General features: G+C 69.6%; 10 protein-coding genes. 8 read left to right on the forward strand and 2 right to left on the reverse strand.

What is annotated here, in order from left to right; all coding sequences use genetic code 11:
- The first annotated feature begins 67 nt into the window (after window positions 1-67).
- Window positions 68-2,560 (forward strand): UvrD-helicase domain-containing protein, encoded by a 2,493-nt coding sequence (locus ACWIE7_RS10450; protein WP_454069226.1) that lies wholly within the window; start codon window positions 68-70, stop codon window positions 2,558-2,560.
- 65 nt (window positions 2,561-2,625) lie between these two features.
- Here the strand turns inward: ACWIE7_RS10450 and ACWIE7_RS10455 are convergent, their stop codons facing one another.
- Entirely contained in the window at window positions 2,626-3,402 is a 777-nt protein-coding gene (locus tag ACWIE7_RS10455; protein WP_454058374.1) for a M23 family metallopeptidase, read from the reverse strand.
- Between the two features lie 427 nt (window positions 3,403-3,829).
- Between ACWIE7_RS10455 and sucC the strand changes: the two genes are divergently transcribed.
- From sucC to ACWIE7_RS10490, 7 genes are all read left to right on the forward strand, one after another.
- Window positions 3,830-4,996 (forward strand): ADP-forming succinate--CoA ligase subunit beta, encoded by a 1,167-nt coding sequence (gene sucC, locus ACWIE7_RS10460; protein WP_452098660.1) that lies wholly within the window; start codon window positions 3,830-3,832, stop codon window positions 4,994-4,996.
- Window positions 4,997-5,017: 21 nt separating this feature from the next.
- Window positions 5,018-5,920: a succinate--CoA ligase subunit alpha gene (gene sucD / locus ACWIE7_RS10465; protein ID WP_344988217.1), complete on the forward strand. Its 903-nt coding sequence runs from the start codon at window positions 5,018-5,020 to the stop codon at window positions 5,918-5,920.
- 143 nt (window positions 5,921-6,063) lie between these two features.
- The gene (locus ACWIE7_RS10470) at window positions 6,064-7,836 is read left to right on the forward strand and encodes a cell division protein PerM (protein ID WP_454069227.1); all 1,773 of its coding nucleotides are present in this window, start codon (window positions 6,064-6,066) and stop codon (window positions 7,834-7,836) included.
- 36 nt (window positions 7,837-7,872) lie between these two features.
- Window positions 7,873-8,523 (forward strand): phosphoribosylglycinamide formyltransferase, encoded by a 651-nt coding sequence (purN, locus tag ACWIE7_RS10475; protein WP_452098663.1) that lies wholly within the window; start codon window positions 7,873-7,875, stop codon window positions 8,521-8,523.
- On the forward strand, window positions 8,520-10,100 hold the full coding sequence (gene purH, locus ACWIE7_RS10480; protein WP_454058371.1) for a bifunctional phosphoribosylaminoimidazolecarboxamide formyltransferase/IMP cyclohydrolase: 1,581 nt from the start codon (window positions 8,520-8,522) through the stop codon (window positions 10,098-10,100). Before purN ends, purH begins: the two co-directional genes overlap by 4 nt.
- A gap of 1 nt (window position 10,101) precedes the next feature.
- A complete protein-coding gene (locus ACWIE7_RS10485) occupies window positions 10,102-10,716 on the forward strand; it encodes a TetR/AcrR family transcriptional regulator (protein ID WP_452098666.1) in 615 nt (204 codons plus the stop codon).
- A gap of 175 nt (window positions 10,717-10,891) precedes the next feature.
- Window positions 10,892-12,091 (forward strand): MFS transporter, encoded by a 1,200-nt coding sequence (locus ACWIE7_RS10490; RefSeq protein WP_454069228.1) that lies wholly within the window; start codon window positions 10,892-10,894, stop codon window positions 12,089-12,091.
- 92 nt (window positions 12,092-12,183) lie between these two features.
- On the opposite strand, the gene ACWIE7_RS10495 is transcribed toward ACWIE7_RS10490, so the two are convergent.
- A complete protein-coding gene (locus ACWIE7_RS10495) occupies window positions 12,184-15,825 on the reverse strand; it encodes an indolepyruvate ferredoxin oxidoreductase family protein (protein ID WP_454069229.1) in 3,642 nt (1,213 codons plus the stop codon).
- Window positions 15,826-15,889 lie beyond the last annotated feature (64 nt).

A 15,889-nucleotide genomic window follows, 5' to 3' on the forward strand; every position in this document is an offset into this window, starting at 1 on the left:
CGGCTGAGCCGGGCCTGATCCGTCGGGCGGGCCGGGTGTCGGACCCGGTGGGTAGATTGGACCCACGATGACCGACACCGCACCTGCTCCCGCCCCGCACACCTCGACCCTCCTGGCCGGCCTCAATCCGCCACAGGCCGCCGCGGTGACCCACCGCGGCGGTCCGCTGCTGATCGTGGCCGGTGCCGGATCGGGCAAGACCAGTGTGCTCACCCGGCGCATCGCGTATCTCCTCGCGGAGGGCGGTGCGCACCCCGGCCAGATCCTCGCGATCACGTTCACCAACAAGGCCGCAGCCGAGATGCGGGAGCGGGTCTCCGCGCTGGTCGGTCCGCATGCGGAACGCATGTGGGTGGCGACGTTCCACTCGATCTGTGTGCGGATCCTGCGCGCCCAGTCGGCGCTGCTTGGTACGCGCAACTCCAACTTCACGATCTACGACTCGGATGATTCGCGCCGCCTGCTGGGGATGATCGCCAAGGAGCAGCAGCTCGAGGTCAAGAAGTTCACGCCGCGGATGTTGGCGTCGGTCATCTCGGGCCACAAGAACGAGCTGCGTGATCCGTCCGAGGCCATGGACCGGGCGCTCGAGGATTCGGACCGCACAGGCCAGACCGTCGCGGCGGTCTATACCGAGTACCAGGCGCGACTGCAGGCGGCCAACGCGTTCGATTTCGACGACCTGATCGGTGAGACCGTCGCCCTGCTCCGCGCGCACCCGGAGGTGGCCGCGTACTACCGGCGGCGGTTCCGGCACGTCATGGTGGACGAGTACCAGGACACCAACCACGCGCAGTACGTCCTGGTGCGCACCCTCGTGGGTGGAGTGGCGGGGGATGAGGCGGACGAGGTGGGTGTCCCCCCGGCGGAGCTCTGTGTCGTGGGTGATGCGGACCAGTCGATCTACGCGTTCCGCGGGGCGACCATCCGGAACATCGAGGACTTCGAGCACGACTATCCGGATGCGCGGTCGATCCTGCTGGAGCAGAACTACCGGTCCACACAGACCATCCTGTCGGCCGCCAACGCGGTGATCTCGCGAAACCCGGGCCGCCGCGAGAAGAACCTGTGGACCGATGAGGGCACGGGCGATCTGCTGGTGGGCTACGTCGCGGACAACGAGCACGACGAGGCCCGGTTCATCGCCGGGGAGATCGACCGGATGGTGGATTCGGGCGTCGCCTCGTACTCCGACATGGCCGTTTTCTACCGGACCAACAACTCCTCGCGCGTCATCGAGGACGTGTTCGTACGGCTGGGGCTGCCCTACAAGGTCGTGGGCGGCACCCGGTTCTACGAGCGCAAGGAGGTGCGCGACATCGTCGCCTACCTCAAGGTGATCTCGAACCCCGACGATGCGGTGGCGCTGCGGCGAATCCTCAACACCCCGCGCCGCGGGATCGGCGACCGTGCAGAGGCCTGTGTGGTGGTCCACGCCGAGCAGCGGGGGATCGGCTTCGGTGAGGCGCTCCGCGATGCGGCCGAGGGCAGGGTGTCGCTACTGCCCACGCGGTCGGTCAAGGCGATCGCCGGCTTCGTCGCGCTGATCGACGAGCTGCGTGGCCGACTGGATGGTGAGGCCCACGCAGGCGGAGAGGGCTCGGTCCCGGACGTGGGAGAGCTCGTCGAGACGGTCCTCGCGAAGACCGGCTACCGGTCGGAGCTGGAGGCCTCCAACGACCCGCAGGACGCCGCGCGTCTGGACAACCTCAACGAGCTGGTGGGCGTGGGCCGCGAGTTCTCGTCCGAGGCCGCGTTGCAGTTGTCGGCGCGGGAGCAGGGTTTCGGTCCCGACGCCGGCACGGATGTCGATGCCGAGTTGGACGAGGGGCTCGCCCCGCCCGGTTCGTTGGCGGCGTTCCTCGAGCGGGTGTCGTTGGTGGCCGATGCCGACGAGATCCCTGACGACGAGCAGGGCCAGGTCACGCTGATGACGCTCCATACGGCCAAGGGGCTCGAGTTCCCGGTGGTGTTCCTCATCGGCATGGAGGACGGGCTGTTCCCGCACATGCGCGCGCTCGGCGACCCGGCGGAGCTGTCGGAGGAGCGGCGGCTGGCCTACGTGGGGATCACCCGCGCACGCAAGAAGCTGTACCTGTCCCGCGCCATGATGCGCTCGTCGTGGGGGCAGCCCATGACCAATCCGGGGTCGCGCTTCCTCGAGGAGATCCCCTCCGAGGCGATCGAGTGGCAACGCGAGGAGCCCGCCGGCGGTAGCGGCTTCGGGGAAGACGACTCGCCGGCGTCGCGGCGTCGCTTCGGCAGCGGTGCTGGTTCCGGTGGCTACGGCTCGGGTGGCTACGGCTCGGGTAGCTACGGCTCCGGCGGGGGGCGGAGCGGCCGGTCCGCTGACCGGGCATCCGGTATTCCTCGGGCCCGCGCCTCGGCTCCTGCTCTCGAACTCGCGCCGGGTGACCGGGTGACGCACGACAAGTACGGGCTCGGCAAGGTCCTCTCGTGCGACGGGAGCGGCCCGCGGGCCACGGCGACGATCGACTTCGGGGCGTCCGGCAAGGTCCGGCTGATGCTCATCGGTGGCGTTCCGATGCAGAAGCTCTAAATAAACGCGGGGCCGACCAGGAAGGTCGGCCCCGCGCTGTGTGCGAGTTCGTGCGGGTGGCCTGCTCAGTTGCCGCCCAGTGAACCGAGCGACATCTCGGAGCTGCCGGCACCGGCGAGTTCGAGACCGTGCTGGGCGAGCCAGAGCACCGGATCGATCTTCTGGCCGTCGACCTCGACCTCGAAGTGCAGGTGCGAGCCGGTGGAGAATCCCAGGGAGCCCATGCCGGCGATCTTCTGGCCGGCAACGACGCGTTCACCCTTGCTGACGTCGAGGGTCTCCATGTGCCCGTAGGTGGTCATGACACCGTCGTCGGACATGATCCGGATCCAGTTGCCGAAGCCCTGCGCGGGGCCGGAGTCGATCACGGTGCCGTCGGTGGCGGCGACGATCGGGGTGCCGACCGCGTTGGCGATGTCGATACCCGAGTGGAAGCTGCCCCAGCGCATCGCGAACGGGGAGGTGAAGGAGCCGATCGCCGGGATGACTATCTTCGGGCGCCGGGCCTTTTCCTCTTCGATCTCGCGCTGGGCATTGTTCTCGGTGCCCGCGAAGAGCATGGCCGACTGGATGTTGTCGGTGCCGCCGGTGGACGCGGAGGCGGGGACGACCACGGGCGCGGGGGCCGACGGGGTCGGCGTTGCGGCGGAGGACGGAGCAGAGGAGCTCGACGTCGCAGGCGCCTGCTCTCCGTTGGCCAGGAGGGCGATGTCCCCGGCCTCGGTGGCGTGCGTGTTGGTGGTGGTCATCGCCGAGCCGGCGGAGGCGGCCGAGACCGCGGCACCTGCGGCGACGGCGAGGACGGCGGCCCGACCGCGCAGTGCGGTCGGGGGAGCGGGCACACGGTGGCGGCCGGGACGGTGGGCCCCTGCGGGTGAAATGACGACAGGAGTCGCTTGCTTTCCGTGTTGCGACTCGTTCACCGTTGTTGATTCCCTTCAGGCCGTGCCGTGACTGTTCTCGCGCCGTAACCGTTTCGTGATTAAGACGTCGTCCAAGGTAACGGATAGGCAACGGTGCCGCAAGGTGGTCCGGCACCCGGGGATGAGGGGTGGGTCACATAGGTGTGACTCACGGTGCCCTTGGGGTCCGGATGGGTCTATGGGCAAGGAGGGCCGGCGGTGGGTGCCGATGGCGCACCCGGTCCTGTGATCCACCGCACTCTGTCACCCCCGGGGTGCGACGGGCGACACACCAGGCGCTTAGGATGAGGGATGACTCGGCTTTAAAACAGCGCCGGGCGAATCTACACGTCAAGATGGTGAGCTGATGGATCTCTTTGAATACCAGGCAAAGGCTCTTTTCGCGAAGCATGACGTGCCCACCACCCCGGGGCGCGTCGCAGACACCGCGGAGGAGGCCGAGAAGGTTGCGGCCGAGATCGGCAAGCCTGTCGTCGTCAAGGCACAGGTAAAGGTCGGTGGCCGTGGCAAGGCCGGCGGCGTGAAGCTGGCAGAGGATGCCAAGGAGGCCCGCGCCCGGGCCGAGGACATCCTGGGCCTGGACATCAAGGGCCACATCGTCAAGAAGCTCCTCGTCGCCGAGGCCAGCGACATCGCGGAGGAGTACTACATCTCCTTCCTCGTCGATCGCGCCAACCGCAACTACCTGGCCATGTGCTCGGTCGAGGGCGGCGTCGAGATCGAGCAGGTCGCCGAGGAGTCCCCGGACCGTCTCGCGAAGATCAACATCGACCCCACGGTCGGCGTCGATGTGGCCAAGGCCCGCGAGATCGCCAAGGCCGGCCACCTCCCCGAGGAGGTGCTGGACGCCGCGGCGGTGACCATCGCCAAGCTGTACGAGGTCTTCGTCAAGGAAGACGCGTCGCTGGTCGAGGTCAACCCGCTTGTGCGCACGCCGGGCGACGAGATCCTCGCGCTCGACGGCAAGGTCACCCTGGACGCGAACGCCGAGTTCCGTCACAAGGAGAACTTCGCCGACTTCGCCGATGCGGGCACCACTGATCCGCTCGAGCAGAAGGCCGCCGAGAACGACCTCAACTACGTCAAGCTCGACGGTGAGGTCGGCATCATCGGTAACGGTGCCGGTCTGGTCATGTCGACCCTGGACGTCGTCGCCTACGCCGGTGAGAACCACGGGGGCGTCAAGCCCGCCAACTTCCTCGACATCGGTGGCGGCGCTTCGGCCGAGGTCATGGCCAACGGTCTCGACGTCATCCTCGGTGACGAGCAGGTCAAGAGCGTGTTCGTGAACGTCTTCGGCGGCATCACAGCCTGTGACGCGGTCGCGAACGGCATCGTCAAGGCCCTGGAGATCCTGGGCGACGACGCCAACAAGCCGCTCGTCGTGCGTCTCGACGGCAACAACGTCGAGGAGGGTCGCAAGATCCTCGCGGAGGCGAACCACCCGCTCGTGACCCTGGCCGACAACATGGACTCCGGCGCCGACAAGGCCGCCGAGCTCGCCTCCAAGTAGGAAGAGAAGGAACCAGAAGATATGTCGATCTTCCTCAACAAGGACAGCAAGGTCATCGTCCAGGGCATCACCGGCGGCGAGGGCTCCAAGCACACCGCCCGAATGCTCGCGGCCGGCACCCAGGTCGTCGGCGGCGTCAACGCCCGCAAGGCCGGCACCACCGTGTCCCACAAGGACGCCTCCGGTAACGACGTCGAGCTCCCGGTGTTCGGCACCGTCAAGGAGGCCATGGAGGCCACCGGTGCCGACGTCACGATCCTCTTCGTGCCGCCGCCGTTCACCAAGGACGCCATAATCGAGGCCGTGGACGCGGAGATCCCGCTCGCCGTGGTCATCACCGAGGGCGCCCCGGTTCTGGACACCGCAGAGGCACACAACTACAACGTGTCCAAGGGCTCCAAGACCCGGATCCTCGGCCCCAACTGCCCGGGCATCATCACGCCGGGCGAGTCGCTGGTCGGCATCACCCCGGCCAACATCACCGGTAAGGGTCCGGTCGGCCTCGTGTCGAAGTCGGGCACCCTGACCTACCAGATGATGTACGAGCTGTCCGACTACGGCTTCTCGACCGCCATCGGTATCGGCGGCGACCCGATCATCGGCACCACGCACATCGACTGCATCGAGGCCTTCGAGAACGACCCGGAGACCAAGGTCATCGTGATGATCGGCGAGATCGGTGGCGACGCCGAGGAGCGTGCCGCCGAGTACATCAAGGCCAACGTGACCAAGCCGGTCGTCGGCTACGTCGCCGGCTTCACGGCCCCCGAGGGCAAGACCATGGGCCACGCCGGCGCCATCGTCTCCGGCTCCTCGGGCACCGCGCAGGCCAAGAAGGAGGCCCTCGAGGCCGCGGGCGTGAAGGTCGGCAAGACGCCGTCCGAGACCGCTGCTCTCGCCAAGGAGCTCCTCGACTCGCTGTGATCGGATAGGTCACACGCGGTGGTGGATTACCTGCAGTTGTAGGGCGTTCCGCGCTCACCACGACCCCCGTCATCCGAGAGGATGGCGGGGGTCGCGGCGTGCCGGGGGCGTCCTGTCGCAGGCGGGTATCTACGGTTGACGGCGTGAGTCCTCAACGTGTCATCCGCCCCGCAGTGCGACGGTCCCCGGCAGGGGCCGGGTCGCTGCTGTGGACTGCTGCGGCCGCGGCACTGCCCGTGGTCGTCACCGTCCTCATCCTGGTGGTGCTCACGTTGGGGGTGCTGCTGTTCAGCGCCACGGGGTTCGATTCGCTGTTCGCGGTGGTCGCCGTGGAGTGGCTGGTGGTCAATCGGGTGCCGCTGACGATCGACGCCGTGGAGTTGGGTTTCCTGCCGCTGCTGCCGCCATTGATCTATGCGGTGGTGTTGGCGCGGCAGACGCGGGCGGTGTTGGCGGATGTCGAACAGCCGGGCGCACGGGAGGCCGGTGCGGCGGTCGTCGGTGCGACGGTGGCGGGCCTGCTTCTGACCGGACTGGCCTCGTTGCTGGTGGGGTCGGCGGCGTCCGACTTCGCTGTGCGGGAGTTGTCGCTGCCGCTGGCGCTGACGTGGACCGCGGTGGTGGGCATCCTCGGTTCCGGCCTCGGGGTGTGGCTGTTCTTCCGGCGTGATCTGCGTGAGGAACTGCCGCTGTGGGTGCGCGGGGGTGTCCACCTGGGAGCAGCGTTCGTGGCGGCGCTGTGGGCGATCTCGGCGTTCCTAGTGCTGGTCGGCATCCTCTTCGCGTGGGAGCCGGTTGAGGCGAGCATGGGGATCGGCAAGGGGCTGGCCGGTACGGCAGCGCTCACGGGGATCTCGGCCGCGTACCTGCCGAACGTCGTGATGGCCGGAGCCGCGCTGCTGGTCGGCGGTGAGGCGCATCTGGGGGAGGCCTCGTACAGCGTGTTCGCGGTGTCCCGGGGACCGATGCCGGAGGTGCCCTTGGCGGCGGCGCTGCCCACCACGAATCCGCACTGGATCGTGCAGGGGCTGCTGCTGGTGACGGTCCTCACGGCCGCGCTGCTGGCGCGGTCGGTGGCGCACTGGTTCCGGACGACGGCCGATGCGGTCAAGGCGACGTGGCTGGCGGCGGCGATCGCCGCGGTGGTGACCGCGCTGACTCCGGTCGTGGCGGGCGGGGAACTCGGCGTGTTGGGCTCGGTGGGCACGGGTTCCCTGATCGCGGCCGGCATGACGCTGCTGCTGTTCGGGATCATCGGGTCGACGACCATCGCGTTGTCTCTGGCCGGTCTGACCCGGCGCCGCGAGCGTGCGGAGAGCGAGTTGGCACGTCGGCGACGCCGGGTGGGCGCGGCGGGCGGCGTCACCACGGACGAGTTCGGTGACGATCTCGCTGATGATCTGGAAGGCGCAACCGCCGGCGGTCCTGTGGACGAGGACCCCGTAGCCGACGACGCGGCAGCCGACGACGAGGCGGCCGACGACGAGGCGGCCGACGATGAAGCGGCCGACCATGCCGTCGACGCCGACGCCGACGCCGACGCCGACGCCGACGCTGGCGCTGAGGACTATGCCTCGGGGGACGACGACGTCGCGCGCGACGATGTCCCGAACGACGACGATGGCCCAGGCGATGACGCCGCTATAAGTGACGACGACCCCGTGGGTGACGACGACCCCGTGGGCGACGACGACCCCGTGAGTGACGACGACGCCGTCTCCGACGGTGGCCTCACCGGCAACGACCCCGGTGACCCCGTGGACGCCCTGGACGCCGATGCGGACCCGTCGGACGAGGCGGGCAGGGAGGACGCGGGGACAGCGGGCAGCGCCGACACCGCCGACGAGCGGACTGTCGACGCCCCCGATGCAGGATCTGCCGATCTCCCTGACGATGGCCCTAGGGCGGGCGACTAGACTCCGACGGGTGGCCCGGGCGATCTCCCGGGCGGGGTGATCGACGGGCAGGAGCTGGAGAACGTGGACAGTGGCGAGTCCGTCCCACCTGGGGAGGTCGTGCTGTTGGCGTCCGGCGCGGGGACCCTCGCACAGAGCGTGATCGACTCCGCCGCGGACCCGAGCTGCCCCTACCGGGTGACCGCGCTGGTCTCCGACCGCGACTGCGAGGCGGTGACCCGTGCCGCCACCGCCGGGCTCGCGACCGCGGTCGTCAGACCTGGCGACCATGAGGACCGCGCCGCCTGGAATCGCGCACTGGCGGACGCCGTGCGCGACTTCGCGCCCGACTGGGTGGTCTCTGCCGGCTTCATGCGCATCCTCGGACAGGCGTTCCTCGACGAGTTCCCCGGCCGGGTGATCAACACCCATCCGGCGCTGCTGCCGTCGTTTCCCGGAGCCCACGCGGTGCGGGACGCGCTCGCATACGGCGTGTCCGTCACCGGATGCACCGCTCACCTGGTCGATGCCGGCGTGGACACCGGTCCTGTGATCGACCAGCGCGCCGTCGACGTCCGCCCGGACGACACCGAAGCCACCCTCCACGAACGCATCAAGGTCCGCGAGCGCGAGATGCTCGTCGACGTCCTCACGGCCGCCGCCCGCGGTCGCCTCCATATCGAAGGTCGAAAGGTGTACATATCGTGACCTCCCAGCCGGACAACTCCCGCAGGCCCGTACGCCGCGCCCTCATCAGCGTCTACGACAAGACCGGGCTCACCGAGCTCGCCCGCGGTCTGGCGGACGCGGGCGTCGAGATCGTCTCCACCGGGTCCACCGCCCAGCGGATCTCGGAGGCCGGCATCGACGTGACCCCGGTCGACTCGCTGACCGGGTTCCCGGAGTGCCTCGAAGGCCGGGTCAAGACCCTGCACCCGCGGGTCCATGCCGGCATCCTGGCGGACACGAGAAAGCCCGAGCATCTCGAGCAGATCGCGGACTTGGACGTGAAGCCGTTCGAGCTCGTCGTCGTCAACCTCTATCCCTTCACCGACACGGTCGCCTCCGGGGCGGACTACGACGCCTGCGTCGAGCAGATCGACATCGGCGGGCCCTCGATGGTGCGCGCGGCGGCCAAGAACCACCCGTCGGTGGCCGTCCTCGTCGACCCGGCCGGCTACGGCGAGGCCCTCGAGGCCGTCGCCGCCGGTGGTTTCAGCCTCACCCAGCGTCGTAGCCTCGCCGCGGCCGCGTTCCGCCACACCGGCGCCTACGACGTCGCGGTGGCCACCTGGATGACCGAGCAGACCTCCGACGCCGGGGCCGACGCCGATCCCGGCTACCCGGTCTGGCAGGGGCAGAGCCTCGATCTGGCCGCCACGCTGCGCTACGGCGAGAACCCGCACCAGAGTGCCGCCCTCTACACCGACGCCGCCGCCGCACCGGGCCTCGCGCAGGCCCGTCAGCTGCACGGCAAGGAGATGAGCTACAACAACTACGTCGACGGCGATGCCGCGTGGCGCTCGGCCTTCGACCACGCCGAGCCGTGCGTGGCGATCATCAAGCACGCCAACCCGTGCGGAATCGCCATCGACCCGGACGTCGCCGCCGCGCACCGCGCCGCCCACGAGTGCGACCCCGTCAGCGCGTTCGGTGGCGTGATCGCCGCGAATCGCGAGGTCAGTGTGGAGATGGCCGAGCAGGTGGCCGAGATCTTCACCGAGGTGATCATCGCGCCGTCCTACGCGGATGGTGCCGTGGAGATCCTGCAGCGCAAGAAGAACATCCGCATCCTCGAGGCGCAGGCCCCGGTCGAGGGCGACGTCGAGCGCAAGCAGATCTCCGGCGGCGTGCTCGTGCAGCAGCGCGACTCCCTGGACGCCCCGGGCGACGTGGTGTCCGGCTGGACCAAGGCCTGCGGCGGGGACGCCGACGAGCAGACCCTGCGCGACCTGCTGTTCGCGTGGCGCGCCTGCCGGGCCGTCAAGTCCAACGCCATCCTCCTCGCCCAGTCCGGCGCGACCGTCGGCGTAGGCATGGGGCAGGTCAACCGCGTCGACTCGGCACGCCTGGCCGTGCAGCGCGCGGGGGAGCGGGTCTCCGGTTCGGTGGCCGCCTCGGACGCGTTCTTCCCGTTCGCCGACGGGCTCGAGGTGCTCGCCGAGGCCGGCGTGCGCGCCGTGGTCCAGCCCGGTGGCTCGGTGCGTGACGCCGAGGTGATCGAGGCCGCCGAGAAGGCCGGCATCACGATGTACTTCACCGGCGCCCGGCACTTCTTCCACTGATATGACCGACACCGGCGCGCGGGATCAGCGGGGCGGCACTGCTCCGTTGACCCCGCGCGCCCAGGCCAAGGTGCGGCGGCGGGCGGAGATCCTCGTTGCCGCTGCCCGGCTCATGGCCCGTCGTGGGTTCCACGGCGTTCGGCTGGACGACATCGGCGCCGAGGTGGGCATCTCCGGCCCGGGCATGTACCGGTACTTCTCCTCCAAGGAGGACGTGCTCGCCGAGATGCTGCTGGACATCTCCGTCCGTCTGCGCGACGGGGGTCGGGCGGCGGTCGAGCGAGGCGGGGAGCCCGCCGAGGTGCTCGACGCACTGCTCGCGGTCCACGTGGACTTCGTGGCCACCGAACCCGATCTCATCAGCGTGCAGTTCCGGGACCTGGCCTCGCTGCCGGCCGGCCCTCGGCACGAGGTGCGCCGACTGCAGCGTGAGTACGCCGAGATGTGGGTGGAAGCCCTGGTGCGGCTGCGGCCCGACCTGCCGGTGGTCGCCGCGCGCGCTCACGTCCACGCGGTGTTCGGTCTGCTCAACTCCAGTCCGCGGCTGCCGGCCATGGCCGAGGCCGAGCTGCGCCGCGTCCTGACGGCGATGGCGTCGGCGGCCCTGCGGGCCTGACGCCTGGGGTCCGGCGCCGGCACGTGCGGGTGGTTGACCTGCCCGCGTGATGTGCCGATCGCGGTGATCGATGCGGCCGAGACCCTCGAGGGCCTGGTCGCACACACGGCCGGTGGGTCCACCCCCGCCTGACTCCCGGGGCCGGCCATGACGCGGCCGGTCGTACAGTGGGACGGTGGACAGTGCCAGTGACCTCGGATCCGGGATCGCCCCGGGGAGCCCGGCGTTCCGGCAGATGCAGCTAGCGCTGCTGTGCATCGGTATCGCGACGTTCGCCCAGTTGTACTCGCCGCAGGGACTGTTGCCGCTCATCGCCACCGACGAGGGGGTGAGCGCGGACGCCGCATCGCTCATGATCTCGGCCGCGACACTGGGACTGGCCGTCGGGGTCATCCCGTGGTCATACGTCGGCGACGCGGTGGGCCGGCGTCCGGCGATGCTCGTCGCGATCACTCTGGCCTGTGTGTTCGCGGTGCTCGCACTGGTCATGCCGAGCTTCCCCCTGATCTTGGTCATGAGGTTCTTCGAGGGCGCGATGCTCGGCGGTGTTCCCGCTCTCGCGGTGGCGTACCTCAGCGAGGAGATCCGGCCCGGCGTCTCGGCGGTGGCCGCGGGCACGTACGTCGCCGGGACGACCATCGGGGGGTTGACCGGCCGGATCGTCGCGGCGCCGCTCGGGGAGCGGCTTGGCTGGCAGATCGGCATGCTCGCGGTGCTGGCGATCGCCGTGGCCGCGGTCGCGGTCTTCCTCGTCACGGCCCCACCCGCGCGCAACTTCACCCCGCGACGCGCCACCGTCCGCGAGGCGGTCGGTCGGCTCGTCGGCAACCTGCGCTCGCCGGCGCTGATCGTGATCTACCTGCAGGCGATGCTCACCATGGGCGGGTTCGTCGCCATGTACAACTACCTGGGGTTCCACCTGTCCGCGCCGCCGTACGCGCTGCCCCTCTGGCTCACCGGCCTGATCTTCCTCGCCTACCTCGCCGGGACGGTGTCGTCCCCACGCGCCGGAGTACTCGCCTCCAGGCTGGGACGCAAACCGGTGCTCATCGGCGGAAACCTGCTGATGGCGGGCGGGGTGGCACTGACCCTCGTGCCGAGTCTCTGGGTGATAGTGCCGGGGGTCGTCGTGCTGACGGCCGGGTTCTTCGCGTCCCACGCCGTGGCCGCGGGCTGGGCGGGGTCCTCGGCGGTCGCCGGGCGGGCGCAGTCCACGTCGCTCTACAACCTGGGCTACTACGGCGGATCGTCGGTCTTCGGGTTCCTGGGCGGGACGTTCCTCGCGGCTGGTGGGTGGGCCGGGACGGTCGGGATGGTCCTCGGGCTCACGGCGGTCGCGACCGTGCTCGTGGCCGCTGTCCTGCCCAGGAACTGACGGGCGGATCGCACCTGGAGCTGAATCCCCCTGGGCGGACGACGCAGCCCGCGGGCCGAGGGGTTCTCGGATCGCGGGCTGCGTGAGGGGCGTCAGGCGTCGAGCTGCGGGCGTAGGGCGGCGAGCTCCTCCCGGTATCGGGTCACGTTGTCCAGCTTGACGTGCTCGTAGCCGCGGACCATGTCCGGCAGCTCGGCGAGCGCGACCGCGGTCGCGGTCCACGTGGCGTCCTTGCCGACCGGGCCCACGCGACGCAGCTCGGCGGTGAGCTCGTCGACGAGGCCGCGGTACTCGGCCAGCAGCTCGCGTTCGACCCGGCGGACACCGGCGTAGCCGAACACATCGAGTGGCGTGCCCCGCAGACGCTTCATCTTCGCGAGCGCCTTCATGGCCGGCATGGCCTTGGGGCCGATCGAGATCTTCTTCTTCATGCCCATCGCGCGCAGTGTCGGCGGATGCAGCTTGAGCCTGGCCACCGCGCCTTCGCCCCAGTCCTCGGCGATCTGCTGAGCGAACTCCGGGTCCACGGCGAGGCGGGCGACCTCGTACTCATCCTTGTATGCCATGAGCTTGTGGAGGTGCTTGGCCACCGCGAGCGTGAGCTGTTCACCCGCCGTGTCACCGGCGGCGCCCGGGCCACCTGCAGTGCGCTCATCCTTCAAGGCCTCGGCCGCGCGGATCTGCTCCACGCGTCGCACATAGTCGGCCGCGTAGGCCTCGTCCTGGAAGGCGATGAGTTCGTCGACCCGCAGCGCCACTGCAGCGCGCAGCTCGTCGGAGGCATCGGCCCCGAGTCCTGCGAGCAGACGCTCGCAGGCGGGCGAGGCCACATGACGGTCGACGGTCGCCGTCGACACCGGCTGGTGCAGCTCGGCGACGAGCGCGGACACCGCGGCGGGATCCGCGACGGTCTGACGGCCACGGCGGAACGCCTGCAGGTTCTGCTCCACGGCCACCCCGTTGAGCTCGATGGCCTGCTCGATGGCCTCCGCGGAGACGGGCAGCGCGCCACTCTGATACGCGGCGCCCACCATGAGCATGTTGGACGTCTGCGTGGAACCGAACAGCTTCTCCGTCGTGTCGCCCGGGTCGAGGTAGAGGCCACGGCGAGAGGCGCGGTCGATCACGGCCTGGATGTCCGAATCAGTGGGGAAGTGTACGGCGGTGTCGATGACCATCTTCCCGGTCGGGATCTGCGTGGTGGAGACGACCGCGGTGGTGCGATCCGGGTTCGCGACCTTGAGGTGGGCGTTGTCCGCACCGACGATGCCGTCACAACAGAGGTAGAGGTCGCAGTCGCCCGCGCCGATCTTGGGTGGCTGCTCCAGCGGGGTGCGGCTCACGCGGACGTCGGAGACCACGGCACCGCCCTTCTGGGCGAGCCCGGTCATGTCGAGAGTGCGTGCCGAGTTGCCGTCGAGCACGGCGGCGGTGGCCAGGACCGCGGAGACCGTGACGATGCCGGTCCCGCCGATCCCGGTGAGGCGGAGTGAGAAGCCACGGTCGGGATCCACCTCGGATCGGGCCGGCTCGGGAATGTCGCCGGCACCGAGCGCGGGGGCCGTGGCGACCCGCTCGGTCCTGTCTCCCGGCACGACGGTGACGAATGCGGGGCAGTCGCCCTGCAGACACGAGAAGTCGAAGTTGCAGGTGGACTGGTCGATCTGGGTCTTGCGGCCGAACTCGGTCTGGACCGGGTGGACGGACAGGCAGTTGGATTTCTTGCCGCAGTCGCCGCAGCCCTCACAGATTCGCTCGTTGATCACGACCTTTTCGGCGGGGGTGGGATAGTCACCGCGCTTGCGGTGGCGACGCTTCTCGGCGGCGCAGTACTGGTCGTGGACCAGCACCGTGACGCCGGGGACGGCCGCGAGCTCCTGCTGGATTTCGAGGGTGTCCACCCGGTCGCGCACGTCGACGCCTCGCGGGACGCCCTGTGCCCTGGTGGCCTTGACGTTGTCCGTCGTCACGACGATTTTGGCGACCTTCTCGGCCTGGAGCAGGCGAAGGATCTCCGGGAGCGACATCTCGCCGACCGGGTCCTGGCCGCCGGTCATGGCGACCGTGCCGTTGTAGAGCAACTTGTAGGTGATGTTGTCGCCCGCGGCCACAGCGGCGCGCAGAGCGAGAGATCCGGAGTGCATGAACGTGCCGTCGCCGACGTTCTGCACCATGTGGCGCTCTTCGAGGAACGGTGACATGCCCGTCCACTGGATGCCCTCGCCGCCCATCTGGGTGACGCCCGTGACCTTGCCGACCTGCGACTCGTCCATCGTCAGCACCATCGCGTGGCAGCCGATGCCGCCGCCGACCAGGGTGCCGTCGGCGACCTTGGTGGAGCTGTTGTGTGGGCAGCCCGAGCAGAAGTACGGGGACCGGGTGGTGGCCAGTGGCAGCGTGATGCGCGAGCGGCCGCGGCCCGGGCCGTCGAGCCACGCCTGTGCGGACTCGATGCCGTGGACCTTGCCGAGCCGCTGTGCCAGGCCCCGGGTCACGGCGTCCACGTCGAGTTCGCCGAATCGGCTGAACAGGGTGGAGCCGTCTTCGTGGGACTTGCCCACGACGTTGGCGACGTCGGGGCGGCGGAAGTGGATCTCGCGGATCATGGTCTCGATGAAGTCCCGCTTCTCCTCGACCACGATCACCTCGTCGAGACCGGTCATGAACTCGTCGAGCACGGTGCGCTCGATCGGGTAGACCATGCCCAGCTTGAGGATCCGGATGCCGCGGCGCGCGAGTTCCGAATCGTCGAGGCCGAGCCGACGGAGGGACTCCCGGACGTCGAGGTAGCTCTTGCCGGAGGCGACGATGCCGATCCGGTCGTCGGCGGTGCGCTGCACTATGCGGTTGAGCTTGTTGAGTCGTGCGTACTCGAGGGCGCGAGGGATCCGGATGGTGAGCTGGTTCTGCTCCAGTTCCATCAGACTCGACCCGAGCAGCTGGCCGGACGGGACGTGCGGGCTCACGCCGAGGTCACCGTAGACGGGCAGGATCCGGTCCGGGTCCACGAGGGCGGTGGACGAGGCGTCCGCGACGTGCGAGGAGATCTTCATGGCGGACCACAGGCCGGAGACCCTGGACAGGATTGCGGCGTGGACGCCGAAGTCCAGGACGTCCTGCGAGTCGGCGGGGTACAACGTGGGCAGGTAGAGGTCGGCCAATGCCAGTTCGGAGGCGCACGGGACGGTCGAGGACTTGGCCCCGGGGTCGTCGCCGACCAGGGCGACGGCGCCGCCGTGCGGATCGGTGCCGATGAGGTTGGCGTGTCGGATGGCATCCGAGGCGCGGTCGAGGCCGGGGGATTTGCCGTACCAGTAGCCCACGACGCCATCCAGGGGAGCACCGCCGGTGTGGGCGGTCGAGCGCAGGGTGCCGGTGCGACGGGCGATCTGCGAGCCCATCACCGCGGTCGCGCCGGCCTCCTCGTTGAGGGCGGGGCGGTGCACGACGTCGTACGGGTCGAGGAACGCGCCGCGCTTGGCCAGCTCGAGGTCGTAGCCCGCCAGCGGCGAGCCCTCGTAGCCGCTCACCAGACTCGCGGTGAGCAGGTTCTGTCTACGGTCCAGGCGCGCGCGGTCACGGACGGTGCGGACCAGGGCCTGGATCCCGGTGAGGTAGACGGTGCCGCTCTCGCGGGTGTAGCGGTCCGAGAGGGAGAAGGAGCCGGCGTCCGCCTGGCCGGTCCGCGGCAGGTCGTCGTGCGTGCCGTTGGGGGAGCCGAGAAGGGAGGTCATGATTCACACCTAGCCTTGGGGAACTTGTGATCAGGATCTCCAGGCTAGGCCGTCCTGTGAACCC

It is taken from the genome of Dietzia sp. NPDC055343, from assembly GCF_053645265.1.

Bases quoted from the DNA above. Each gene is read 5' to 3' on its own strand.
- ACWIE7_RS10450 (WP_454069226.1), top strand. From the start codon at position 68: ATGACCGACACCGCACCTGCTCCCGCCCCGCACACCTCGACCCTCCTG.
- sucC (WP_452098660.1), top strand. From the start codon at position 3,830: ATGGATCTCTTTGAATACCAGGCAAAGGCTCTTTTCGCGAAGCATGAC.
- sucD (WP_344988217.1), top strand. From the start codon at position 5,018: ATGTCGATCTTCCTCAACAAGGACAGCAAGGTCATCGTCCAGGGCATC.
- ACWIE7_RS10485 (WP_452098666.1), top strand. From the start codon at position 10,102: ATGACCGACACCGGCGCGCGGGATCAGCGGGGCGGCACTGCTCCGTTG.
- ACWIE7_RS10495 (WP_454069229.1), bottom strand. From the start codon at position 15,825: ATGACCTCCCTTCTCGGCTCCCCCAACGGCACGCACGACGACCTGCCG.